This window comes from Paractinoplanes maris, assembly GCF_023544465.1.
Classification (GTDB): domain Bacteria; phylum Actinomycetota; class Actinomycetes; order Mycobacteriales; family Micromonosporaceae; genus Actinoplanes; species Actinoplanes maris.
On the sequence record NZ_JALPVL010000013.1, the window covers coordinates 318,884 to 342,719 of the forward strand.

The window sequence follows — 23,836 nt, forward strand, 5'->3', positions numbered from 1 at the left end:
TCAGTCGGGCGGCCCGACCGGGCTGCCCTGGGCGGCTGGGCTGTCGGCCGCCGCACCGGGCACGCCGGCGCCGTCGCGCTCCTGGTCCTGCGGATCGTGGTGGCCGGGTTCGGTCATGGCTTCGGGGGAGAGCGAGCCGGGGTCGGCGACGCTGTCGAGGTCGTCGTTCGGATCAGTCATGATCGCCGGATACCCGCCCGCCGGGCGGTGAACCGTTGCAAACACATGCGGCGAGGGTGCCGGAGTGCGCACGGTGCTCGTCGCGGCGGGGTTTCGAGCGTGACCACTCCCGCACGTCGCCGTGGTGGGGTGAGCGCTCCGGGCGCGCCAGCGCCCTGCTCACCCCGCCGCGGCCCTCGGCGAGAGCAGCGGTCCGCACCCACCACCCCGCCACGACATCGGTCGGATTTTCAGAAAGTGTGCTCGGCGGCCGGGAACTCGCCGCCCCGCACCTCGGCCGCGAACTGCTGGGTCGCCGACGCCAGCGCACCGGCCAGGTCGGCGTACTGCTTCACGAAGCGCGGCATGCGGCCCGTGCGCAGACCGGCCATGTCCTGCCAGACGAGCACCTGGGCGTCCGTGTCGGGACCGGCGCCGATGCCCACCGTCGGGATCGCCAGCTCCTTGGTGATCGTCTTGGCGACCTCGCCCGGCACCATCTCGAGCACCACGGCGAAGGCGCCCGCCTCGGCCACCGCGCGGGCGTCGGCCAGCACCTCGGCGCCCTCCTGCTCGCGGCCCTGCACGCGGTATCCGCCCAGCGTGTGCTCGCTCTGCGGGGTGAAGCCGACGTGGCCCATGACCGGGATGCCGGCCCCGGTGAGCGCCTCGATCTGGGCGGCGACGCGGCGGCCGCCCTCGAGCTTGACGGCGTGCGCGCCGCTCTCCTTCATGAACCGGACGGCGGTGCGCAGGGCCTGGGTCGGGCCCTCCTCGTAGCTGCCGAACGGCAGGTCGGCCACGATCAGCGCGGTCCGGGTGGCCCGGACGACCGCGCGGACCAGCGGCAGCAGCTCGTCGACGGTGATCGGCAGGGTGGTCTCGTGGCCGAACACGTTGTTGGCCGCCGAGTCGCCGACCAGCAGCACGGGCACGCCGTTCTGATCGAAGATCGAGGCGGTGTACTGGTCGTAGGAGGTCAGCATCGGCCAGCGGTCGCCGCGGCTCTTGGCGGCGATGAGGTCACGCGTGCGTACCCGTCGGGTGGGCGGGCCACCATACAGGGCCGGGATCTCCGACATAGTGCTTCTCCTTCCCTCGAGGCCACGGAATGCAGTCCCCGGGTATGGACGAATCGTCGCACCCGGGGCGGCGTCGCGGTCAGGGGTGAGTGGAGGTTGTCACAACCTCGCATATCGTGACCCGGGGCGCCGCGCGAGGGCTGGGCCAGCGTAATCTCGGCGTAATCGAGCCGGGGTCTACTGGCTCGTCAGGGCATGACTACGAGGGGTGAACGTGGACCGACAGCAGGAGTTCGTGCTCCGGACTCTCGAGGAGCGCGACATCCGTTTTGTCCGGCTCTGGTTCACCGACGTGCTCGGTACGCTCAAGAGCGTGTCGGTCGCTCCGGCCGAGCTGGAGTCCGCCTTCGAGGAGGGCATCGGCATCGACGGCTCGGCCATCGAGGGCTTCGCCCGGGTCTACGAGTCCGACATGGTGGCCATGCCCGACCCGACGACCTTCCAGGTCTTCCCGTTCGAGGGCGGGGCCAGCGGCGAGAGTGCGCGGATGTTCTGCGACATCCTGCTGCCCGACGGCAACGCCGCCTGGGCCGACCCCCGCCACGTGCTGCGCCGCGCGCTGGCCAAGGCGGCCGAGAAGGGCTTCACCTTCTACACCCACCCCGAGGTCGAGTTCTTCCTGGTGCAGGACGGCCCCCTCGACGGCTCGATCCCGATCCCGGTCGACACCGGCGGCTACTTCGACCACACCACCCACTCGGTGGCCCGCGACTTCCGGCGGCAGGCCGTGCTCGCGCTCGAGCGGATCGGCATCTCGGTCGAGTTCAGCCACCACGAGGTCGCGCCCGGCCAGCAGGAGATCGACCTGCGCTACGCCGACGCGCTGACCACGGCCGACAACATCATGACCTTCCGCCACGTGGTCAAGGAAGTGGCGCTCTCGCAGAACGTGCGGGCCACCTTCATGCCCAAGCCCTACACCGACCAGCCCGGCAGCGGCATGCACACGCATCTGTCGCTGTTCGAGGGCGAGCGCAACGCGTTCTTCGACGGCGACGACCCGCAGAAGCTGTCCAAGACGGCCCGGGCGTTCATCGCCGGCCTGCTGGTGCACGCCCGCGAATACACCGCGGTGACCAACCAGTACGTCAACTCGTACAAGCGGCTCTTTCCGCTCCAGCTGCCCAACGTGGTGACCGAGTCGCCGGCCTTCGTCAGCTGGGGTCACCTCAACCGCTCGGCGCTCGTGCGGGTGCCCGCCTTCGGCAAGCCCAACTCGGCCCGCGTCGAGGTCCGCTCGATCGACTCGGCCACCAACCCCTACCTGGCCTTCGCCGTCATGCTCGGTGCCGGTCTCAAGGGCATCGAGGAGGGCTACGAGCTGCCCCCGGGTGCCGAGGACGACGTCTGGTCGCTCTCCCCGGCCGAGCGCAAGGCCGCCGGCTACGAGGCGCTGCCGGAAAACCTGTCCGAGGCGATCGACGTGATGAGCAAGTCCGAGCTGGTCGCCGAGGTCCTCGGCGAGCACGTCTTCGACTTCTTCCTGCGTAACAAGACGGCCGAGTGGGAGCAGTACCGGCGCGAGGTGACGCCCTATGAGCGGCAGCGTTACCTGGGCGCGCTGTAAAGACATAGCTACTGTCTTGTACGGTCTTTCCTGACGTCGCGTGACAAGGGAGAGGCCGTGCTTGAAGATCTGCTAGAGGGTGCTGGGCGCAGCATCGTATTCGGAATCGTCGGCATCGGCCTGATGGCCGTCGGCTACGTGCTGGTCGACGTGCTCACGCCCGGCAAGCTGCGCGACCTGATCTTCGTGGAGCGCAACCCCAACGCGTCGCTGCTGCTCGCGGCCAACCAGCTGGGCATCGCCGCGATCGTCTTCACCGCGATCTTCACCACCTACGACTCGTTCGGCCAGGGGCTGGCGTCGACGGTGCTCTTCGGCCTGATCGGCATCGCCATCATGGGGCTGGCGTTCCTGGTGCTCGACTGGATGACGCCGGGCAAGCTGGGCGAGGTCATCTGCACCCCTGAGCGTCATGGTGGTGCCCTGGTCAGCGCGGCTTCGCACTTCGGCGCAGCCCTGATCGTCTGCGCCAGCATCTCCTGAGGGGGCGGTCCGCATCAATGGCGGGATGATCTACGTCAAGAACGGATGATCCAAGTCAAGAGCGGATCCAAGTCAAGAGCGGGATGTCGTGGCGGGGTGGTGGGTTCGGACCGCTGCTCACGCCGAGGGCCGCGGCGGGGTGAGCAGGGCGCTGGCGCGCCCAGAGCGCTCACCCCACCACGGCGACGTGCGTGAGTGGTCGCGCCCGAAAACCACGTATTCGCACCGTCGTCCATCCCGCGCCCGCCGGGCTGTGCCGTCGATCCCCGGCCGCACTGCCTGAACTTCTGCGACGCCGGGGTCGCCGCACCAGCCGGATCGCCGCACCAGCCGGGTCGCCACATCGGCCGGGATCGTCGTGCTGCTGGCCACTCGCGAACTGGCCATCGGCGCCATCGGTGCGGCTGGTTCCCCGGACGGCCGGCGACGGGGTCTACGGCTTGACCAGCGCCGGCCGCTCTACAAGTCGGTGGCCAACCTGGCCGGCATCGTCGTGCTGGCCGGGATCGCCGGATGATGGGGATTGCCGTGCTGCTGGGACTGCCGTGCTGGCTGGGGTCGCCGTGCTGGGATTGCCGTGCTCGCTGAGGTCGCCGTGATGGCGTGGATGGCGGGCGGCCGGGAGCGGGGGGCTGGGGCAGAATGGCGCGATGGTGCGTGACCCGAAGATCGAGCTGGTGCCGGTTGGTGCTGAGAACTGGCGGGACTGTGCCGGGCTCAGCGTGCACGGTGAACAGGAGCGGTTTGTCAGTGCGGTCAGTTATTACCTCTGTCTGTGCAACTACGGCGACACGTGGCATCCGCTGGCCGCAGTCAAAGACGGGGTAGTTGTCGGCTTTGTCATGTGGGGGATCGACGACGACCGGAGCGCCTGGATCGGCGGGCTCGTGGTGGACGGGCGGCATCAGCGGCAGGGCATCGGGCACGCGATCGTGCGGCAGTTGCGGGAGCGGCTCATCGCCGAGCCCGGCACGCCGAACGTCGCGCTCAGCTACGAGGCCGACAACACGGCCGCCAGGCATCTCTATCGGACGCTCGGCTTCCACGAGACCGGCGAGACCGAGGGGACGGAACTGGTCGCCCGCTGGAGTCCGTCCCCGGCCTGACGTCCGGTGTCCGAGCCCGAGCGGGGGCGCCGCGACAAGCTGGACCCATCTACCGGCCGCTGTCCGGGTCTGCGGTGGTGTTCGAGTCCGTGGTGGTGTTCAGGGCCGTGGTGGGTGCGACTTCACGGTGGGATTCGGGGCTGTGGTGGTGGGGGGTCGGCGGATCAGGGTTACGCCGGCGCTGGCTGAGGTCACCAGGGCCAGCGCGGCCAGTTCGACCGGGCCCAGGTGCTGATTCAGGACGAGCCGGCCGGCGATCGCCGCGGCGGCGGGGTTGAGGCTGGCCAGGATGCCGAAGACGCGGGTCGGCAGGGTGCGCAGGGCGGTCAGCTCCAGCACGTACGGGAAAATGGTCTGCAGCAGAGCCACCGCGCCGGCGCCGAGCAGCAGGGTGGGCCGCTCGGTGACCGCGCTCGCGCCGCCCGCGCCGAAGGGCAGGGCGACCAGCGCCGCGACGGTCAGTGAGACGGGCAGTCCGCCCACGCCCGGCACCAGGCCGCCCAGCCGCGCGGTGAGCATGATGTAGCCCGCCCCGCAGACCCCGGCCAAAGCGGCCACCACCAGCCCGCTCAGCGGCACCGCGGCGCCCGGATGCCACCACAGCAGAGCCACCCCGGCCCCGGCCAGCAGCGCCCACACCAGGTCGAGCAGCCGCCGCGTCTGCACCAGCGAGACGGTCAGCGGGCCCAGGAACGACACGGTGACGACCACGCCCAGCGGAACCGTGCGCAGCGCCAGCGCCGACAGCAGGTTGAGGCCGGCCACCGCGACCCCGAGCAGGGCCGCCGCCCGCCACGCCGCCCGCGGCCAGCTGCGCACCCGGGGGCGGGTCGCCACGGCCAGCACCAGTGCCGAGATCGTCACCCGCAGCAGCACCACCCCGGTCGCGCCCAGATCGTCGAAGAGCGTGCGACCCACCGCCTGGCCGAACTGGATCGAGATCACGGACATCAACACCAGCAGGGGCGCGGCCGACATGTCGTGGACGGTATCGAGCCGGTCGCCGGGGTCAACCCACCCGGGCTCGGTGGCGTGCGGGAAGTCGGTGACGGGATAGCCTCGTGGGCGTGGCGACTGCACTTGTCATCGAGAACGATCCGTCCGACGACCTGCGACGGCTGGGCGAGTGGCTCACCGAGGCGGGGCTCGAGCTCACTGTGCTGCGGCCGCACGCCGGTGACGAGCTGCCCGAGACGCTGGACGGCTACCTCGCGCTCATCGTCCTGGGCGGCGACCAGAACGCGTTTTCCGACGCCGAGGGCCGGCCCGGCGCGCCGTGGTTCCCGGCGCTGGAGGGGCTGCTGCGCAAGGCGGTCCGCCATCGGGTGCCGACGCTCGGCGTCTGCCTCGGCGGCCAGCTGCTCGCCACGGCCCACGGCGGTCTGGTCGAGCGCAGCACCAGCGGTCCCGAGATCGGCCCGGGCCTGGTCGGCAAGCGGGACGCGGCCGACACCGACCCGCTGTTCAAGCGGGTTCCGCTGCTGCCCGACGTCATCCAGTGGCACCGCGACGAGATCACCGAGCTGCCGCTCCCGGCCGTGCTGCTGGCCGCCTCCAGCCGCTACCCCAACCAGGCGTTCCGCATCGGCGACCGGGCCTGGGGCGTTCAGTTCCACCTCGAGTGCGACGCCGCGATGATCGAGGAGTGGGCGGTCAGCGACCGGGCCACCATCGACGAGCTGGGCTACGACGCCGAGGCCGTCGTCTATGCGACGACCGAGATCCTGCCCGACGTCGAGGAGGTGTGGCAGCCGTTCGCGGCCCGCTTCGCCGCGCTCGCCCTCGGTACCCTGCCCGACGCCGACATACCCGCTGCCATCACCGGTCGCACCCTTCCGCTGCTGGGGAACTGAGCTGTGACCCGGCCCAGCCGGCTGGCCCGTTACGGGTTCGCCGACAACGGGGTGCGCGCGGCCGACCTGCTGGGGCCGACCGGCTTGCGCTTGTGGGACGCGGAATCGCAGGCCCCGCGCGGCGGCGACGCCGCCGAGCTGCTCAGCTCGCTGTCCCGCGCGGCCGACCCCAACCTGGCCCTGCGCCAGCTGCACCGGCTGGTCGAGGCGGCGGCCCGGGCGGCCGCCCGGGGCAACGGCGGTCCGGTCACCGGCCCGGGTGGTGAGATCACCACCAACGAGGCGACCGAGCAGCTGTTCCGCGCGCTGGCCCAGGACGCGGGCCTGCGCCGCCGGCTGATCGCGGTGCTGGGCGCCTCGTCGGCGCTCGGCGATCACCTGGTGGCCAACCCGGACGACTGGAGCGTGCTCGCCACCGGCAAGACCGGCCTGCCGCCCAACGCCGAGGGGCATCTCGAGGTCGAGGGGGACGAGCCCACCGTGCCCGCCCTGCGCCGGGCCTACCGGGTCTCGCTGCTGCGCATCGCCGCGGCCGACCTGACCGGCGGGCGCGGGCTCGAACCGACCATGGCCGCGCTCTCCCGCCTGGCCGACGAGACACTGGCCGCCGCGTACGCCATCGCCGTCGCCGGTCTGACCGCGGGCACCGCCGAGCCGAGCCTGGCCGTGGTGGCGATGGGTAAGTGCGGGGGCAATGAGCTCAACTACGTGTCCGACGTCGACGTCATCTTCGTCGCCGACACCGACGACGACCTGAGCGCGGGCACCATCGTCGCCGCCCGGCTCATCGAGATCTGCGGCATGGTGGCCTGGCCGGTCGACGCGGCGCTGCGGCCCGAGGGCAGCCGCGGCCCGCTCGTCCGCACGCTGGCCAGCCATCAGGCCTACTACCGCCGCTGGGCCCGCACCTGGGAGTTCCAGGCACTGCTCAAGGCCCGTCCGGCCGCGGGCGACCTCGACCTCGGCCGGCGCTGGATCGACGACCTGGCCCCGCTGGTGTGGCACGCCGCCGAGCGGCCCGAGGCGGTCCCCGACGTCCGCGACATGCGTCGCAAGATCATCGAGAACACGCCGGCCGGGCTGGTCGACCGCGAGATCAAGCGGGGGCCGGGCGGGCTGCGGGACATCGAGTTCGCCGTCCAGCTGCTCCAGCTCGTGCACGGCCGGATCGACGAGACGCTGCGGGAGCCGGGCACGATCCCGGCGCTGCGCGCGCTTGTCGCGGGGGGCTACGTGGGCCGCGACGACGGGGAGACGTTGCTGCGCGGCTACCGCTTCCTGCGTGGCGTCGAGCACCGCCTTCAGCTTCAGCAATTGCGGCGTACGCACACCGTGCCCGACGATCCGGCCGCCTTGCGCTGGCTGGCCGCCGCCCTTGGCTACACGGCCATGCCCGGGCGCGACGCCGTCGAGGCGTTCCGTTCCGACTGGGTGGGCCACGCCGCGCAGGTCCGCCGCCTGCACATCAAGCTGCTCTACCAACCGCTGCTCGAGGCCGTGGCCCGGGTGCCGGCCGAGGCCCTGCGGATGACCACCGAGTCGGCCGGCCGCCGCCTCGAGGTGCTCGGTTTCGCCGACCCGGCCGGGGCGCTGCGGCACCTGCAGGCGCTCACCGGCGGCGTCACCCGCACCTCGGCGATCCAGCGGACGCTGCTGCCGATGCTGCTGCAGGAGTTCGCCGACGCCCCCGAGCCCGACCGCGGCCTGCTCAACTACCGCCACGTCTCCGACAAGCTGGGCAGCACGCCGTGGTATCTGCGCCTGCTCCGGGACGGCGGCCCGGTCGCCCGCCGGCTGGCCCGGGTGCTCAGCCTCTCCCGCTACGCGACCGATCTGCTCACCCGCGACCCGGAGGCCCTGCGCTTGCTGGCCGACGACGCCGAGCTGCAGCCCCGACCGCGTGAGTCGCTGCTCGACGGGTTCGTGGCCGCCGCCGACCGCTACGCCGGGGACCCGGCCAAGGCGATCGCCGCCGTGCGCGCCCGCCGTCGCCGCGAGCTGTTCCGGCTGGCCTGCGCCGACATCCTCAGCCGGGCCGGCGAGCTGGCACCGGCCCAGCCGCTCGACGTCAACGCGATCGGCATCGCCCTCTCCGATGTCACCGACGCCACGCTGAACGCCGCCCTCAGCGTGGCCCGCCGCGCGCACCCCGGCCCGGACGGCCTGCGCTTCGCCATCATCGGCATGGGCCGTCTCGGCGGTTACGAGATGAGTTACCCGTCGGACGCCGACGTGCTCTTCGTCTACGAGCCGGCGCCCGGCGCCCCGGAGAACGAGTCGAGCGCGGCCGCCCGCGTGATCGCCGAGGAGCTGCGCCGCGCGCTGACCGCGCCCGCCCCCGACCCCGAGCTGGGCATCGACGCCGACCTGCGCCCCGAGGGCCGGCAGGGTCCGCTGGTCCGGAGCCTGGCCGCCTACCACGCCTATTACGCCCGCTGGTCACGGGTGTGGGAGGCCCAGGCACTGCTGCGGGCCCGGTTCGTCTGCGGCGACACCGAGCTGGGCGCCCGGTTCGAGGAGCTGGCCGACAAGATCCGCTATCCCGAGGGCGGCCTGACCCGGGAGCAGGTCGTCGAGATCCGCCGCATCAAGGCCCGGGTCGAGGTCGAGCGCCTTCCGCGCAACGCCGACCCGCAGACGCACACCAAGCTGGGCCGAGGCGGGCTCTCCGACGTGGAGTGGGCGGTCCAGCTGCTCCAGCTGCGGCACGCGTACGCCGTATCCGGTCTGCGCCGCACCCGCACGCTGGAAGCCCTCGACGCGGCCCGCGAGGCCAAGCTGATCGACAAGGTGGACGCCGCCGCCATGACCGCCGGCTGGACCCTGGCCGCCCAGGTGCGCAACGCGCTGACGCTGGTCCGCGGCCGGCCCACCGACCAGTTGCCCCGGCACGGCGTCGAGCTGGCGGGCACGGTGCAGCTGCTCGGCGGTGGTGACCCGGGGGAGTTCGTCGACCGTTATCTGCGACTGACCCGCCGCTCCCGAGCCGCGATGGAGCGGGTCCTCGAGTCTTAAGAAGCGGCTGGGTGGGTATTACCCTTTCATGCTGTTCAACGTGATGAAGCGCTTCGTGATCATGGCTGTCGCCGTCCCGCTCGCGGCGGCGGGCGCCCGCAAGCTGAGCGAGAGGCTGGAGGCCAAGAGTGGCCCGAGCCGCGGCTCCCGCGCGCTCCGGCAGGGCGCCGACTTCCTCGGCGGCCTCCGCGGCCAGCAGAAGAAGAAGCGCCGTTTCGCCTGGTGACGACTCTGTCTCAGGCCTGGCTGCGGATCTTGTCGGCGGCGGCGAGCAAGACCTCGACGGGAATCTCGACGAGGCGCTCGCCGTCGGGCACCTCGACACCGGCCTTCTCGCCGGTCGTCTCGTAACCCTGCACGACCACGGTGTCGTTGTCGGTGCCGTAGACGGTCGGGCAGGAGCCCACACCGCACAGGCTGGCGAGGGTTCTGGTGACGGCATGTTTTGAGGTCGTCATGCCATCCAAGGTACGGACGGGAGCAAGTCCGTCACAACCAGTCAGGCGGCGGTGCCCGGCAGCATCCGGATGTAGCGCTTCTGGTGGCGATCCAGGATGGGCTCGATCTCGGCTGCTCCGATGGCCTCGAAGGCATCGAAAACGCGCCGGTAATTACGAACCGTGCGGCGGCCCCGGGAGAACAAGCTGGTGTTGAAGAGATCGACCAGCACCGACTTGTCACCCATGATCTCGAAGCCGTGGTAGGGCGCTGTCGGCCACTGGGCGTCTTCCGGAACGATACGCACGCTGACGTTGGGTAATTCGGCGACCTCACGCAGCCGGGCGATCTGACCGATCATGTCGACCGGTGCGCAGACCCGGTTGCGCAGCACCGTCTCGGCCATGACGAACATGAACCGCCGGCTCCGGTCGTAGAGAGCCTGACTGCGCTGCATCCGCGCCGACACGGCCTCCGACACCGCCAGGGCCGACGCGGCCAGTTGGTCTTCGGCCAGCTCGGTCTCGACCGGAGTCAGGAGGGCCCGCGCATATTCACTCGTCTGCAAGAGGCCCACGACCACGGCCGGCTGGAAGGTGCGAACCTCGCGGCCGAGTGTCTCGAGCTGGCGGACGAACTGCTGCCGGGCGGGAAGGTCGGGCTCGGTGGCCTGCCAGTCGACCAGCTGGTCGCTCGGATGCTCGGCGCCGGCGACCAGACGGTCGATCTCGGCGGCCGGCAGCTCCAGAGCCTCGGCGATGCGGCGGACGTCCTGCGGATCCGGGGTGGAGACGCCGTTCTCCAGGCGAGACACGGTCGCCTGACTGAGGCCGACGAGCCTGCCCAGCGTCTGCCCCGACATCTTGCGCTGCTTGCGCCAGCGGGCCAGGGCGGCCCCCACGGATTCGTCGGTGGCGTCCGGGAGGTCGAGGGGTGGCTCGCTCACGCCAACCACCCCCTTTCCCTGTCGGTCTCGGTCAGCCTGCCGCCTTCAACGCCTCAGCCAGAAGTGCGGCGGGAATCTCCACGAGCTGCTCGCCCGCGGGGATGTCGAGGCCGGTGGCCTCGGCGGTCACGGTATATCCCTGCACCACGTAGGTGTCACGGTCAGTGCGGTATACGGTCGGGCAACTGCCGGCGCCGCAGATCTTGGTAACAAAGGTCAGCTGCGGTGCCGACTCCTGAACGCCCGTTAAGGGTAGATTTGTCACACGCGCACGATACAGCAATGTCAAAGTCTATGCAGGCGTTGCGCATAGTTCTCATGCAACCACACGGTGCTATAGACGAAAACCCCGAGTTTCCCGCCGTGAACAGGTGAGGGAACGGTATTCACGTAACCGCATCCGGCTTGCGCGTTGCTGCATAGCCATGGATATTCAGAGTGAGGGTCACGGAGGGGAACACGGGCGGCACCCCGGGTGCCGGTCGGGTCGTCCCACCGGCCGACGACGGGGTCAGGCCCTCGACGGCGCACCTACGGCCTGAGTCGGAGGTCGATGACATGCCCTCGTTCCGCTCCCTCCCATCGGTCGGCAACGACCTCCCGGTCAGGTATCTGGCTCTCGTCCCGCCACCCCTACTGATCGGCCCGCGCGTCAGGCATCCGCGTCCGCTGTCCGGACCGTCCGCTGAGTGGTCATCACATCCGAGCCGTCCGGTCGCGCGCCGGGCGGACCCCGCCCTCATCTCCCGGACCGGAGAACCTCGATGATCACATCTGTGCTGGCCGGGGTCGTCGCACTCGTCGTGGTGCTGATCGTCCTCAGCGAGATCCTCGCGGCCGTCATCCCGCTCGTCATCGTTCTGACCTGTGTCCCCGCCGCGGAGCGGGACGGGCTCGCCCGCGTGCTGGCCGCCCTCGACTCGTCCCGCCGGCTGCGGATGTGGTCGGCGCTCAAGCTCGCGGTGACCCTGCGGCGGCAGGAGATCGAGCACGCCCAAACGGCTCAGGATCCGCTGCGTAATCCGTACGCGCACCTCAACGCCCACTTCGCGAACCTGCCGGGGGACGCGCCCCTGAACGCTCCCTACGATCGCGCCGAGCCGGTCAGTCCGCCGGCCCGTTCCGGCGACTGAGCCGGCGGCGGGCCTCGGCCGTGGCGGCGGCCGCGGGCGTGATCCCGTCGCGGTCCGCCGCCGCGAACAGGCCGGTCAGCGTGCCGGCGATGCCGTCGAGCCGGGCCGCGACCTGGTCCGGCGTCTCGTGCTGGAGTTCGACGGCGGTGGCGCTGATGACGCCGCCCGCACTGACCACGAAGTCCGGTGCCCACCGGATGCCGCGGCGGTGCAGCAGGTCGGCGGTCGCCGGGTCGTCGAGCTGGTTGTTGGCCGGGCCGGCGACCGCCGCGCAGCGCAGCCCGGCCACGGTCGAGGGAGTCAGCACCCCGCCCAGCGCGGCCGGCACCAGCACGTCGACCGCCGCGGTGAGTGCCTCGCCGGGCGTCGTCCAGGTGGCGCCGAGTTCGTCCGCCAGCGTGCGCCGGGCCGGGTCGACGTCGGCCACGATGAGCTGCGCGCCGGCCTCGGCCAGCAGCCGCGCCACCCGGGCGCCGACCCGGCCCAGACCCAGGACGGCGAACGAGCGCCCCGCCGGTGAAGGCGACCCGAAGCGGTCGGCGCACACTGCCCGCAGCGCGGCGACCGTCCCGGCGGCGGTGCCCGGCGAGGAGTCCCCGCTGCCCCCGGCGGCGACCGGACGGCAGAAGACGTGCCGCGTACGCTCGCCGATCGTGACCATGTCGTCCGGCCCCGTGCCGACGTCCGGGCCGGTCGCGTAGCGGCCGCCCAGCTCCTCGATCACGGTGCCGGCGTCGTGCAGAGCCGCCGTCCTGAGCTCAGGCTCCGGGATCGTGCCGGCCGGCAGCGCGATCACGGTCTTGCCGCCGCCGTTCGGCAGCCCCGCGAGGGCGCACTTGTCGGTCATGGCGGCCGAGAGTCGCAGGGCGTCCGCCAGGCCGTCCCGCCAGCCCGGGTACGCCTTCAGCCGGCACCCACCGAGGGCCGGTCCCAGGGCAGTCGAATGCACCGCCACGATGATGGGCAGCCCCGAATCGGGCCCGCGCCGGATGATGACCCGTTCATGCGAGAACATGGGTTGAAGCTAGACGTCCGCCCGGTCCTCAGATTGCTCAGCCGAACGAAGTTCGGGCGCGACACCCGAAGGTGGCTTGGTGGACGACGTTGGTTCGGCGAACGTGCGGAGTTGCCGTCGCCTGCCCGGCAGCCCGAACCGCGACCTGGCCCGGGCCGTCGGCGCGACCTCCTCGTCCACATGGCCCGGCCCGGCGTCGACCGGCGGCGGCCCCGGCGGCATGGCGTACCTTCGTACGGTCCGATCGTTGAACGGAAGCCGGCCGGGCCAGGCCGGCGCGGGTGGGGAGACATGACAGACGGAGTGGACGCTTGACGCGTGCCGCCGCCGCCCGGCCGATCCTGGTCGCGGCGGTGCTCGCCGTGCTGCTCCGGGTGCCGTTCCTGGCCACTGGCCTGTCCACCGACGAGGGCGGTTACGCCTACGTCGCGCAGCAGTGGTCGCGGGGCGCGTTGTTGTACTCGCAGACGTGGCTCGACCGGCCGCAGGGGCTGCTGCTCACCTATCGGGCTCTGCTGGCCCTCGACGACGCCGGCTGGGCCGTGCGGCTCGGCATGGTGCTGGCCGGGGCGATCATCACGGTGGCGCTGGGCGCGATCGGGTGGCTGCTGGTTAACCGGGCGACTGGCATCACCGCCGCCTTCCTCTACGCCGTCGTGGGGGTCGCGCCGCACCTGGAGGGCATGACGCTCAACGGTGAGCTGCTGGCCGCGGCCCCGGCGGCGGTGTCGATCGCGCTGGCGCTGTGGTGGTGGCGCAGGTCGCGGCCGGTGGGCTGGCTGGCAGCGGCCGGTCTGTTCGCCGGGCTGGCGCTGACCATGAAGCAGTCCGGCTTCGAGGGCGTCCTGGTCGGCGCCACGCTGCTGGTCATCGCCCGGCGCCCGCGGGCGGCGGCGGTGTTCGCGGCCGGGGTGGCGGTGCCGCTGCTGGCGTCGGCCCTGCACGGCCTGGTGACCGGTTGGCCGGCGTACTGGGACGCGTTGGTCGGCTATCAACTGTCGGCGATCGGCTCGGACGGCTCCAACGCGAGCACCCGGTGGACCGACCTCGGCCGGCAGGCCGGGGACATCGCCCTCGACCTGACCGTGCCGCTGCTGGTGTCACTGCTGGGCTGGCGGGTGCTCGACCGGCCGGCCCGCTGGCTCCTCGCCGCCTGGCTCGCGGCCGGCTTCGTCGGGGTCAATCTGGGTGGCTCGTACTGGCCGCACTATTTCGTCCAGGTGCTGCCGCCGCTCGTGGTCCTGGCGGCGGCCGCGGTCACCGGACTGCGGACGCGGTGGCGCCGGCTCGCGGTGGCCGCCGTCGTGGTGCTGCCGACGCTGATCTGGCTGGCCGCGCTGGTGCCGATGTCACCCGCCGGGCGGGCCCGGACCATCCCGTACGACGCGCTGGCCGCCCGGGACGACCGGATCGCCGCCGTGATCCGGGCGACCACGACGCCGGCCGACGAGATCTACGTGCTCGAGTCCGAGGCGTACCTCTACTTCGCGGCGCAGCGCCGGTCGCCCTACCCGTACCTGTGGGGCAAGCCGATCGACAAGATCCCGGACGCGCTGCCGCGGCTGCGCGAGATGCTCAACAGCGAGCAGCGTCCCACGCTGGTCGTTCTCGACACCCCGCCGGCCGCGGTCGACCCCACCGGCGCGGTGGCGGCCGCCCTGGCCGCCCACTACCGCCCCGACACCGTCGTCGAGGGCGTCCCGATCCTGCGGGCGAGGTGATGTCGTTGCTGTCCCGGCCCGCCGTCGTGCGATACCTCGGACTGTTCGGCGCGTTGTGCTGTGCCGCCGACGCCGTGCTCTTCGGGGCGCCGTCCTGGATCCGCCGGGGCGTCTCGGTGATGAGCATCCTGCGTGGCCCGGACGGCGTGCTGATCATGCTGCTCTGGATCGCCGGCCTGACCGCACTCTGCCTGGCCTGGTGGCACGGCCGGCGGCTGACCGTGAGCCGCACCTGGATCGGGGTCACCGCCGCCCTGTGGAGCCTGCCCCTGGTGGCCGTCCCGCCGCTGGCCAGCCGCGACATGTACGCCTACGCGTGTCAGGGCGCCCTGTTCGACGCCGGGTTCAACCCGTCCGTGGCCGGCGTATCGGCTCAGCCCTGTCCGTGGCTGGAATCGGTCTCGGTCGTGTGGCGGGACACCCCCACGCCGTACGGGCCGCTGTGGATCATGTTGGCCGGGCTGGCCGCCGTCTTCGGCTCGCAGGTGGTCGCGCTCGCGGTCTTCCGTGTTTACGCCGTGCTGGCGGTAGTGGCGCTCGCGGTCGTCACGCCGGTGCTGGCCCGGCGCCTGGGCGTGGCCGAGAACCGGGCGCTGTGGCTGGTCGTGTGCTGCCCGATCGTTCCGGTGCACATGATCGGCGGCGGGCACAACGACGCTCTGGCGCTGGCGCTGCTGTTTGCCGGGCTGGCCATGGTCGTGAGCCGGCGCATCCCGGTCGTGAGCCGGCACCCGTCTGCCGTGAGCAGGCGTCCCTCGGCCTTGAGCCGGCGCGGCTCGATCTTGAGCCGGCGTCCCTCGGTCGTGAGCCGGCGCAGCTCGGTCGCCCTGCTGGCCGGTGGGGGTGCCCTGATCGGGGCCGCGATCGCCGTCAAGATCACTATGGGGGTGGTGCTGCCGTTCGCGGCGCTGCTGGCCGCCGGGGGGCTGGAGCTCGACCGGGCCGGTCTGACCCGGGCGCTGCGCCGCGGCGGCGCGGTCGTCGGTGGCGCGGTCGCCGCCCTGGTCGCCCTGTCACTCGGCTCGGGTCTGGGTTTCGGCTGGCTGTTCGCGTTGTCCGGGGCGGGGGAGTCCCGCAGCTGGACCTCGCCCGCCACCGCGGTGGGTCTCGCCGTCAACGCGGCGGCGCGCGGCTTCGGCGCGACCGTCGACGCGGTGCCGGCCGCGCGTACGGTGGCCTTTGTCCTGCTGGCGGTGGCCCTGGTGGTGATCTGGTGGCGGTTCCGGCGCGGTGACCAGCTCGCCGGGGCGGGCCTGGCGCTGCTGGCCGTCATCTTCCTGGCCCCGATCACCCAGCCCTGGTATCTGCTGTGGCCGCTGGCCGTCCTGGCCGTCACCGTGGTCGCCACCCGGTGGCTCGAGATCGCGGTGATCGTCTCGATGTTCCTGATCCTGCCCAACGGCGACGGCGCCTGGAAACCGCTGCAGATCCCGCTCGCGTTCCTGGCCGTCGGGCTGGTCGGCTGGGTCGCCTGGCGCTCGGTGCGCTGGCTGCGCGAGCCGGTGCCGGGACGCGCGCCCGAGCCGGTACCCGGGGCGCCGGCGCCTGGCGCGCCGGGCTCTGAGCCGGCGCCCGGGACGCCGGCATGACGGTGATCACGCCGGGCTCGGTGCGCTGGGCCGGGTTCGCCGGCAGCCTGGCCACCGCGGCGACCGCCTACCTGGGCGGGGCGGGCCCGGAGCGGCTGCCCAGCGTCAACCCGGGGACCCTGCTCAGCGGGGCCAAGGGCGTGGCGCTGCCGGTCTGCTGGGTGCTCGGCACGGCGTTGCTGATCGCCGCCTGGTGGTTCGGCCGGGGGGTCGCGCCCGGGCTGCGCTGGGTGTGGGTGACGGCGGCGCTGTGGTTCGTTCCGGTCCTGCCGTTCCTGCCGCTGGGCAGCGCGGACGTCTACTCGTACGCGTGCCAGGGCTGGGTGCAGCGGGTGGGCGGGGATCCGTACGCGGCCGGGGTGGCCGGTTCGGGCTGCCCCTGGCTGTCCTCGGTCGCGTCGTCCTGGGTGGACTCGCCCGCGCCCTACGGCCCGCTCTTCCTCCTGCTCTCGGCGGGCGCCGTGCTCGTCGCCGGGACGTCACTGGACGCCGTGATCGCCGGCCTGCGGGTGATCGCGGTGGCCGGGCTGGTGCTGGTCGCGGCCGGGATACCCCCGCTGGCCCGCCGGTCCGGCGTCGACCCGGTCCGGGCTTCGTGGGTGGTGCTCGCCTGCCCGCTGGTGCTCGTGCATCTGGTCTCCGGCGCCCACAACGACGCCTTGCTCATCGGTCTGATCGTCGCGGGCCTGGCCGTCGTCCGGGGTCATCGTCCGATCCCGCTGCTGCTGGCCGGGGTGCTGCTCGGACTGGCCGTGTCGGTCAAGGCCACGGCCGTCGTGGTGGCACCGTTCGCCGTGCTCGCCGCCGTGGCCCCGGGGACGCCTCTGCGGGCCCTGGTGCGGCCCGCCGCGCTGCTCGGTGGCGGCCTGATCGCCGCGGCCGGCGTGCTCTCGGTGCTCTCCGGGCGGGGGATCGGGTGGATCAACGGCCTGGTGCGCAGCGGCGACACGGTGGCCTGGACGTCGCCGTCGACCGCGGTCGGGATCACCGTCGAGACGGCCGGCCGGTGGTTCGGCGGTGACGTCGCGGCCATCGGCGCCACCCGGGCGGTGGGCGTGGCCGTGCTCGTGGTCCTGCTGATCGCGCTGTGGTGGCGGGCCCGGCGCGGCGACGCCCTGCTCGGAGCCGGGCTGGCCCTGGCCGCGACCGTGCTGTGCGCGCCGGTCTTCCACCCTTGGTATGCCACCTGGCCGCTGGCCGTGCTGGCCGCGGCGGTGCCCGGCGGCACCCGGCTCGGCCGGTGGTTGCTCGGCCTGTGCGCCTTCGCGGCCACCCTGACCACGCCGGCCGGATACAACTGGGCGCTCTACACCCGGACCCCGGGGGCCGTGACGCTGACCGTGCTGCTGGTGGCCGGACTTCTCTACCTCGCGGGGAAAACACTTCATGAAGCTCAAAGTCGGTCTGGTCGCCGCGGCGGCGATGATCACCGTGCTGGTCGTCTTTCTCGCCCAGACACGTAACCAGTTCTTCGACTCGACGGTCTACTACGGTGCCATCCAGTACTGGTTCCGTGGGGACGGCGGCCTGGTCTACGACTGGCTGCGCCCCGGAACCCCGTACGGCTTCACCTATCCGCCCTTCGCCGGGCTGGTCATGGCCCCGATGGCGATCCTGCCCTTCGGGGCGGTCGTGGTCCTCACGATCATCGCCTCGGTGCTCACCACCGCGGCGCTCGTGTGGTGGCTGGCCGGTCCGCTGATCCGGCGGCCGGGGTGGACGGTCTGGTTCGCGTACGCGCTGGCGGTGTGCCTGGCCATCTCGTTCGAGCCGGTCCGCGAGACCATCTCGTACGGTCAGGTCAACACGCTGCTGCTCGCCCTCGTGGCCGCGGATCTGCTGTTCGGCTTGTCCAAAGGCCGGCGATGGGCGGGCGTCGGCATCGGCCTGGCCACCGCGATCAAGCTCACCCCGGGCATCTTCATCGTCTATCTGCTGGTGACCCGGCGCTGGCGGGCCGCCGCCACCGCGTCCGGCACGGCGGCCGGCGCCACCCTGCTCGCCGCCGCCGTCTTCCCCGACGAGTCCCGCGAGTTCTGGACATCGGCGTTGTGGGACACCAACCGGGTCGGGGTGCTCTCGATCCTGGCCAACCAGTCCGAACGCGGTCTACTCGCCCGCCTGCCCCTTCCGGAGGCCGAGGCGACGGTCTGGATCGTCTGCGTGCTGCTGACGCTGGGTCTCTGGGCCTGGCGGGTGGCTCAGGCCCCCGGCGACATCGTGGGTGGTCTGGCCCTCACCGGCGTCGTCGGATGCCTGGTCAGCCCGGTCACCTGGATCCACCACTGTGTCTGGCTGCTTCCGGCCGTCATCGTCTGCCTCGACGCGGGAACACGCCGGCCCAGGATCCTCGGCGCCGCCGCCTACCTGGTCATGACGAGCCGGCTCACCTGGGCCTGGGAGAAGCCCCCGCGGCCACCGCTCGAGCTGATCGGCGCCAATCTCTATGTCTGGTTCAGCCTGGCCCTGCTGATCTGGACACCCATCGGCACCCGTCGTTCAGCGGAGGTCCATCCGGAGGACAAGATCCTCACGTAGTCAGAGCGCATGCGTAAACGCTCGGCACTCGCCTTGACCGGCCTGGCCGCGACCCTGATCGCGGCGCCCGCGTCGGCCCACCCCTCGCACCGTGACGAGTTCCGCCGGCTCGCCACCTTCCCGGCGTATCTGAACGCGTCGATCGGTGACCCGGCCGCCGCCGAGATCTCCACGGTCACCGAGGACGGCCGCACGGTCGTCTACACCGACAGCCCCGGCCGGCGCCTCGGCTTCGTCGACATCACCGACCCGGGCACGCCGAAGCCGGGCGGCACCCTCGCCCTCGACGGCGAGCCCACCTCGGTCGCCCACCTCGGCCACCTTCTACTGGCCGGCGTCAACACCCGCAAGAGCTTCGCCGACCCGTCGGGCAAGCTGGTCGTGATCGACGACCGCAGCCGTAAGGTCGTGCGCCAGATCGACCTCGGCGGTCAGCCCGACTCGGTGGCCGTGGCGCCGAGCGGCCGCTACATCGCGGTGGCGATCGAGAACGAGCGCGACGAGGACGTCGACGACGGTGCGATCCCGCAGCTCCCGGCGGGCTACCTGTCGGTGATCGACACCAGGACCTGGAAGGCGTCCAAGGTCGACCTGACCGGGCTGGCCGCGGTCGCGCCGACCGACCCCGAGCCGGAGTACGTGAGCGTCAACTCGCGCGACGAGGCGGTCGTCTCCCTGCAGGAGAACAACCACCTCGCCGTCGTGTCGCTGAAGACCGGCAAGGTGGTGCGGCACTTCCCGGCGGGCGCGGTCACCGTGTCCGGTGTGGACACCAAGGACGACGACACCATCACGCTGGACGGCACCATCACCGCCAAGCGGGAGCCGGACGGCGTCGCCTGGATCAGCGACGACTTCTTCGCCACGGCCAACGAGGGCGACTACGAGGGCGGCTCGCGCGGCTGGACCATCTTCGCGCGCGACGGCCGGGTCGTCTGGGACGCGGGCAACTCGCTCGAGCACATCGCCGTCGAGCACGGCCTCTACCCGGACAAGCGGTCGGACGCCAAGGGCATCGAGCCCGAGAACGTGGCCTTCGCCAAGATCGGCCGTACGCCGTACGTCTTCGTCAACTCCGAGCGGGGCAACTTCACCGCCGTGTACGACGTGTCCAACCCGCGGAAGCCGAAGTTCCAGCAGCTGCTGCCGACCACCAACGGCCCCGAGGGCGTCGTCGCGGTGCCGTCGCGGGGGCTGCTCGTGGTGTCCAGCGAGGAGGAGATCCCGGATTCCACCATCCGTGGCTCGGTGCAGATCTACGGCCTCGGGCACGGCCAGTTCCCGTCGATCGTCTCGGACGACCTGATCCCGTTCGGCACGCTGTCGGCGCTCTCCGCGGTGCCGGGCCGGCGGTCCGAGCTCGTCTCGGTGACCGACTCGGCGTACACCCCGACCCGGATCCTGACGATCGACACCACTGGGCGTCCGGCCACGATCGAGCGGCAGCTGACCGTGACGAAGGCCGCCCAGCCGATCGGTTACGACGCCGAGGGCATCGTGGCGCGCAAGGGCGGTGGCTACTGGCTCGCCAGTGAGGGCTCCGCCCAGACCCCCAACCTTCTCGTACGGCTGGACGCGCGCGGCGCGGTGCAGCAGGAGATCACGCTGCCGGCCGACATCGCCGCCGCTGTCACCGCCAACGGTTTCGAGGGCGTGGCCGAGAGTGGCAACGCCGTGTGGGTCGCCCTGCAGCGCCCGCTCAAGACCGACCCCACCACCGTCGTCCGGATCGGGAAGTACGACCTCGGGACCGGCACCTGGTCGTGGCTGCTCTACCCGCTCGACACCGCCCCGGTCGGCTGGACCGGCCTGTCCGAGCTGGTCGCGGTGGACGGCAACACCTTCGCGGTCATCGAGCGCGACAACCAGCGCGGCCCGCAGGCCTCGATCAAGAAGATCTACCGGTTCGACGTGCCGGCCACCTGGACCGGCACCCCGACCGTGCGCAAGCAACTGGTCAAGGATCTGCTGCCGGCGCTGAAAGCCGACCACGGCTGGGTGCAGGACAAGGTCGAGGGCCTCGCGGTCGGCGGTGACGGCCAGACGTACGCCGTGACCGACAACGACGCCCTCGACGACGCCACCGGCGAGACCGTCTTCCTGCGGCTCGGCCGTCTGCTCTAGAGCAGTTCCGCCGCGCCGGCCACGGTCGTCGCGGCGGCCCGGTGATAGGCCTGCTCGAAGCCCGCGTCGCCCAGGGCGGCGCGGGCTTCGACCGCGATCCGGTCGGCGTCGGGCACCGAGCGGTCGCGATAGCCGCGGACCGCGTCGGCCGCGCCCAGCAGGAAGGCGGCCCGCTCGGCGGCGCCCTCGCGCATCACCAGATCGGCCGCGCCGACCAGGGTCAGCGCGACCACCGGCGAGTCCCGGGAATCGACGGCCGTCCGGATGGCTTCCATGTGCTTCCCGCGCGCCGTGGCCAGGTCGCCGGCCGCGGCGCTGATCAGGCCCTGGGTGTGCAGGGCCATCGCGCGGAACTGCGGGACCACCGCCGGGTGGCGCATCCGGGCCATGGCCGTGTCCATGCTGCGGCGGGCCTCCTCCAGGTCGCCCTCGATCCGGGCGAACGTGGCGTGGCCGTACGCCACCGAGGCCAGCACCTCGGGCAGCGCGACCTCCTCGGCCGCCTCCCGGGCCTGCTTGAGCACCGTGCGCGCCTCGGCCACATCACCGCCCATCCACAGCTGGTGGGCCAGCTTCACCTCCATCTGCGGCAGGTCCTCGCGGATGCCCACCTCACGGACCAGGGCGATGGCCTCCCGCTGCCAGCCCACCGCGGTCGCGAAATCGCCCCGGGCCGCGGCCAGATCGCCGAGCAGGCTGAGCGCGAAACCGATGCCCCACCGCTCGCCGATCCCGCGGAAGCCGGCCAGGGCGTCGCGCATCTCGGCCTCGGCCACCTCGGCGCTCTGCCCGAAGTTGAGCCGCAGCTGCGACACGAACATCTTGGCGACCGCCCGCAGCCACGGCTCGGGATCGTCGAACAGCGGCTCGACCAGGCGGAACCCGGCCTCCGGCCCGCTCGGATCCTCGAACATCGCGGCCAGCGGCGGGATCAGCCGCAGCGCCGGATGCCGGGGCTCGAGGCCGGCGCTGTGCTGCTGGGCCAGGAGGAACTCGTTCTGCACCCGGTCGATCGGCAGCCCGCCCTCCAGCCCGTTGATCGCCGCGTACGTGTGGGTCAGAGCCCGATCCTCCGGGTCGACCTCGCCGGTCATCGACGACACCTCGGCGGCCAGGACGGCGCCCTCCGACCGGTGGCCGCTCAGCCACCAGTACCAGCCCAGCCGGGCCACGAAGGCGGCCCCGGTCGCCCGGTCGCCCGCCTCGATCGCGGCCCGCACCGAGGCGTGCAGATTGTCGTGTTCCGCGCCGAGGCGTCGCAGCCACACCAGCTGATCGCGGCCGCGCAGCTGCGGATCGGCCCGGCCGGTCAGCTCGAGCAGCCAGCGGGCCAGCGCGAGTCGCTGGGTGTCGGACTCACCGGCCTCGGCCAGGCGCTCCAGCCCGTACTCGCGGATGGTCTCCAGCATCCGGTAACGGCCGTCGCCGCCGAGCCTGAGCAGGGACTTGTCGACCAGGGCGGCCAGCACGTCGAGATCGGTGCCGCAGACCTGCTCGGCCGCGGTGACCTCGGCGCCGCCCTTGAACAGCGCGAACCGCCGCCACAGCCGGCGCTCGGGCTCGCCGAGCAGCTCCCAGCTCCAGTCGACCACGGCGCGCAGGGTCTGGTGGCGGGGGAGAGCCGTCCGGCTGCCCCCGGTGAGCAGGCGGAACCGGTCGGCCAGACGGTCGGCCAGCACGGCCACCGGCAGGGTGCGCAGACGGGCGGCGGCCAGCTCGATGGCCAGCGGCATGCCGTCGAGCGCGCGGCAGACCCGGACGACGGCCTCGGTGTTCTCCGCGGTCAGCGCGAAGCCCGCGGCGCGATCGAGCAGAAGACGTACGGAAGGGAAACCGGAAGCGGTCGACGCGCCCGCACCCACCGGCGGGAGAGCCAGCGGCTCGACCGGATGGAGCTGCTCACCCGGGATGCCCAGCGGCTCACGGCTGGTGGTCAGCACCCGCAGCCCCGGCGCGGCCCGCAGCAGATCGTCGGTCACCTGGGCGGCCGCGGTGATCAGATGCTCGCAGTTGTCGAGGATGAGCAGCATCGTGCGGCCCGCCAGCACCTCGCGCAGCCGGGTCAGCTCGCTCCTCTTCGGACGGTCGAGCACCGCCTGGCCCCGCAGGTGGAGCGCGGTCAGGATCGCCTGCGGCACCTCGGCCGGGTCGGTGACCGGGGCCAGCTCGACCCGCCAGACGTCCTCGGGCCGACCGGTGCCGACCTCGATCGAGAGACGGGTCTTGCCGCTGCCACCCGGCCCGATCAGGGTGACCAGGCGGTGGCTCGCCAGGAGCTGACGGACGATGCTGACGTCCTGGTCGCGGCCGACAAAACTGCTCAGCTCGGTCGGCAGGTTGCCGCTGCGCCGGGTCTGCAGCAACTCGAGGTGCAGGGCCCGCAGCTCGGCCGACGGGTCGGCGCCCAGCTGGTCGGCCAGCCGGCGCCGGGTCTGCTCGAAGACCTCCAGTGCGCGGCCCGGATTGCCGTTGGCCTGCAGGGCCCGCATCAGCAGGGCGGCCAGTTGCTCGTCCAACGGATGCTGGGTGACCAGGCCCTCGAGGGCGGGAACGGCCGCCGAGCCGGCCAGGCTGCGCTTGAGGGCGTCGAGCCGGAGCTCGTGCAGCCGCGCGGCCTCGGCCCGGGCGACGTCGGGGAAGTCGAGATCGCCCCGCCAGTGGCCGAGCGCCTCGGCCGGAGCGCTCGCGGCGAGCCGGGTGAAGACGTGGGCGTCGACCTGGTCGGCCTCGATGACCAGGCGATATCCGTACGAGGCGGCCTCGATGACCAGCCCCGCCCGGCGCAGCCGGGAGACCAGGGCCTGCAGCGCGTTGCCGGCGGCGGCCGGGGGCTCATCACCCCAGACTCCGTCGATCAGCCGGTCGGACGAAACGACCCGCCCCGGTTCGAGCGCGAGCAGGATGAGCAGGGTGCGCAGGCGCGCACCGGCGACCGGAACGACCTCACCGTCCCGGCCGCGCAGCTCCAACGGCCCGAGCACGGCGATTTCCACTCATCCGATTCTGCCCGTCGCACCCGCGTGGAGGCGACCCGCTGTCGTTTTCGTCCAAGACGGCTCCCCTGCTG

The 23,836-nt window shown here is 72.3% G+C and carries 22 protein-coding genes; 14 read left to right on the forward strand and 8 right to left on the reverse strand.

From position 1 onward, the window contains the following. Together NAG42_RS34695 and panB are read right to left on the reverse strand one after the other, a co-directional pair. A complete protein-coding gene (locus tag NAG42_RS34695) occupies positions 1-180 on the reverse strand; it encodes a hypothetical protein (RefSeq protein WP_250036261.1) in 180 nt (59 codons plus the stop codon). A gap of 230 nt (positions 181-410) precedes the next feature. Beyond that, positions 411-1,241, reverse strand: coding sequence for a 3-methyl-2-oxobutanoate hydroxymethyltransferase (panB, locus tag NAG42_RS34700; RefSeq protein ID WP_250036262.1), 831 nt, complete (start codon positions 1,239-1,241; stop codon positions 411-413). Between the two features lie 214 nt (positions 1,242-1,455). On the opposite strand from panB, the gene NAG42_RS34705 reads away from it, so the two are divergent. The 4 genes from NAG42_RS34705 (at position 1,456) to NAG42_RS34720 (ending at position 4,397) form a co-directional block, all read left to right on the forward strand. Continuing rightward, positions 1,456-2,808 carry a glutamine synthetase family protein gene (locus NAG42_RS34705; RefSeq protein ID WP_250036263.1) on the forward strand — a complete coding sequence of 451 codons (1,353 nt, stop codon included), beginning with the start codon at positions 1,456-1,458 and terminating at the stop codon, positions 2,806-2,808. 57 nt (positions 2,809-2,865) lie between these two features. Further along, positions 2,866-3,291: a DUF350 domain-containing protein gene (locus NAG42_RS34710; protein ID WP_250036264.1), complete on the forward strand. Its 426-nt coding sequence runs from the start codon at positions 2,866-2,868 to the stop codon at positions 3,289-3,291. A gap of 358 nt (positions 3,292-3,649) precedes the next feature. After that, the gene (locus tag NAG42_RS34715; RefSeq protein ID WP_250036265.1) at positions 3,650-3,808 is read left to right on the forward strand and encodes a hypothetical protein; all 159 of its coding nucleotides are present in this window, start codon (positions 3,650-3,652) and stop codon (positions 3,806-3,808) included. 133 nt (positions 3,809-3,941) lie between these two features. Then, complete coding sequence (locus NAG42_RS34720) at positions 3,942-4,397, forward strand: GNAT family N-acetyltransferase (protein ID WP_250036266.1); 456 nt, start codon at positions 3,942-3,944, stop codon at positions 4,395-4,397. 99 nt (positions 4,398-4,496) lie between these two features. Here NAG42_RS34720 and NAG42_RS34725 read toward each other — a convergent pair whose 3' ends face one another. Next, a complete protein-coding gene (locus tag NAG42_RS34725; RefSeq protein WP_250036267.1) occupies positions 4,497-5,375 on the reverse strand; it encodes an EamA family transporter in 879 nt (292 codons plus the stop codon). 89 nt (positions 5,376-5,464) lie between these two features. On the opposite strand from NAG42_RS34725, the gene NAG42_RS34730 reads away from it, so the two are divergent. The 3 genes from NAG42_RS34730 to NAG42_RS34740 are packed head-to-tail and all read left to right on the forward strand — an operon-like array spanning position 5,465 to position 9,491. Next, on the forward strand, positions 5,465-6,250 hold the full coding sequence (locus NAG42_RS34730) for a type 1 glutamine amidotransferase (RefSeq protein WP_250036268.1): 786 nt from the start codon (positions 5,465-5,467) through the stop codon (positions 6,248-6,250). Positions 6,251-6,253: 3 nt separating this feature from the next. Then, the gene (locus NAG42_RS34735) at positions 6,254-9,265 is read left to right on the forward strand and encodes a bifunctional [glutamine synthetase] adenylyltransferase/[glutamine synthetase]-adenylyl-L-tyrosine phosphorylase (protein WP_250036269.1); all 3,012 of its coding nucleotides are present in this window, start codon (positions 6,254-6,256) and stop codon (positions 9,263-9,265) included. Positions 9,266-9,293: 28 nt separating this feature from the next. Continuing rightward, positions 9,294-9,491 carry a hypothetical protein gene (locus tag NAG42_RS34740; protein WP_250036270.1) on the forward strand — a complete coding sequence of 66 codons (198 nt, stop codon included), beginning with the start codon at positions 9,294-9,296 and terminating at the stop codon, positions 9,489-9,491. Positions 9,492-9,501: 10 nt separating this feature from the next. Here NAG42_RS34740 and NAG42_RS34745 read toward each other — a convergent pair whose 3' ends face one another. From NAG42_RS34745 to NAG42_RS34755, 3 genes are read right to left on the reverse strand one after another with little or no spacing between them, the layout of a single operon-like run. Then, positions 9,502-9,723: a hypothetical protein gene (locus tag NAG42_RS34745; protein WP_250036271.1), complete on the reverse strand. Its 222-nt coding sequence runs from the start codon at positions 9,721-9,723 to the stop codon at positions 9,502-9,504. A gap of 41 nt (positions 9,724-9,764) precedes the next feature. Continuing rightward, positions 9,765-10,649, reverse strand: a complete 885-nt coding sequence (locus NAG42_RS34750) for a helix-turn-helix domain-containing protein (protein WP_250036272.1) — start codon at positions 10,647-10,649, stop codon at positions 9,765-9,767. 31 nt (positions 10,650-10,680) lie between these two features. Beyond that, positions 10,681-10,914, reverse strand: a complete 234-nt coding sequence (locus NAG42_RS34755) for a hypothetical protein (protein WP_250036273.1) — start codon at positions 10,912-10,914, stop codon at positions 10,681-10,683. 499 nt (positions 10,915-11,413) lie between these two features. On the opposite strand from NAG42_RS34755, the gene NAG42_RS34760 reads away from it, so the two are divergent. After that, on the forward strand, positions 11,414-11,782 hold the full coding sequence (locus NAG42_RS34760; protein ID WP_250036274.1) for a hypothetical protein: 369 nt from the start codon (positions 11,414-11,416) through the stop codon (positions 11,780-11,782). Here NAG42_RS34760 and NAG42_RS34765 read toward each other — a convergent pair. Beyond that, a complete protein-coding gene (locus tag NAG42_RS34765; RefSeq protein ID WP_250036275.1) occupies positions 11,754-12,797 on the reverse strand; it encodes a Glu/Leu/Phe/Val dehydrogenase dimerization domain-containing protein in 1,044 nt (347 codons plus the stop codon). The genes NAG42_RS34760 and NAG42_RS34765 overlap by 29 nt on opposite strands. 79 nt (positions 12,798-12,876) lie before the next feature. On the opposite strand from NAG42_RS34765, the gene NAG42_RS34770 reads away from it, so the two are divergent. From NAG42_RS34770 to NAG42_RS34795, 6 genes are read left to right on the forward strand one after another with little or no spacing between them, the layout of a single operon-like run. After that, on the forward strand, positions 12,877-13,092 hold the full coding sequence (locus tag NAG42_RS34770) for a hypothetical protein (RefSeq protein ID WP_250036276.1): 216 nt from the start codon (positions 12,877-12,879) through the stop codon (positions 13,090-13,092). A 16-nt stretch (positions 13,093-13,108) separates the two neighbouring features. Further along, positions 13,109-14,518 carry a hypothetical protein gene (locus tag NAG42_RS34775; RefSeq protein WP_250036277.1) on the forward strand — a complete coding sequence of 470 codons (1,410 nt, stop codon included), beginning with the start codon at positions 13,109-13,111 and terminating at the stop codon, positions 14,516-14,518. 5 nt (positions 14,519-14,523) lie between these two features. After that, the gene (gene mptB / locus NAG42_RS34780; protein ID WP_250036278.1) at positions 14,524-16,107 is read left to right on the forward strand and encodes a polyprenol phosphomannose-dependent alpha 1,6 mannosyltransferase MptB; all 1,584 of its coding nucleotides are present in this window, start codon (positions 14,524-14,526) and stop codon (positions 16,105-16,107) included. Further along, positions 16,104-17,570, forward strand: a complete 1,467-nt coding sequence (gene mptB, locus NAG42_RS34785; protein WP_250036279.1) for a polyprenol phosphomannose-dependent alpha 1,6 mannosyltransferase MptB — start codon at positions 16,104-16,106, stop codon at positions 17,568-17,570. The genes mptB (NAG42_RS34780) and mptB (NAG42_RS34785) overlap by 4 nt, the downstream gene beginning before the upstream one ends. After that, positions 17,494-18,645 carry a glycosyltransferase 87 family protein gene (locus NAG42_RS34790; RefSeq protein ID WP_250036280.1) on the forward strand — a complete coding sequence of 384 codons (1,152 nt, stop codon included), beginning with the start codon at positions 17,494-17,496 and terminating at the stop codon, positions 18,643-18,645. The genes mptB (NAG42_RS34785) and NAG42_RS34790 overlap by 77 nt, the downstream gene beginning before the upstream one ends. Positions 18,646-18,654: 9 nt before the next feature. Next, entirely contained in the window at positions 18,655-20,769 is a 2,115-nt protein-coding gene (locus NAG42_RS34795) for an esterase-like activity of phytase family protein (protein ID WP_250036281.1), read from the forward strand. Here the strand turns inward: NAG42_RS34795 and NAG42_RS34800 are convergent. Continuing rightward, positions 20,766-23,762, reverse strand: a complete 2,997-nt coding sequence (locus NAG42_RS34800) for an AfsR/SARP family transcriptional regulator (protein ID WP_250036282.1) — start codon at positions 23,760-23,762, stop codon at positions 20,766-20,768. The genes NAG42_RS34795 and NAG42_RS34800 overlap by 4 nt on opposite strands. Positions 23,763-23,836: the final 74 nt, after the last annotated feature.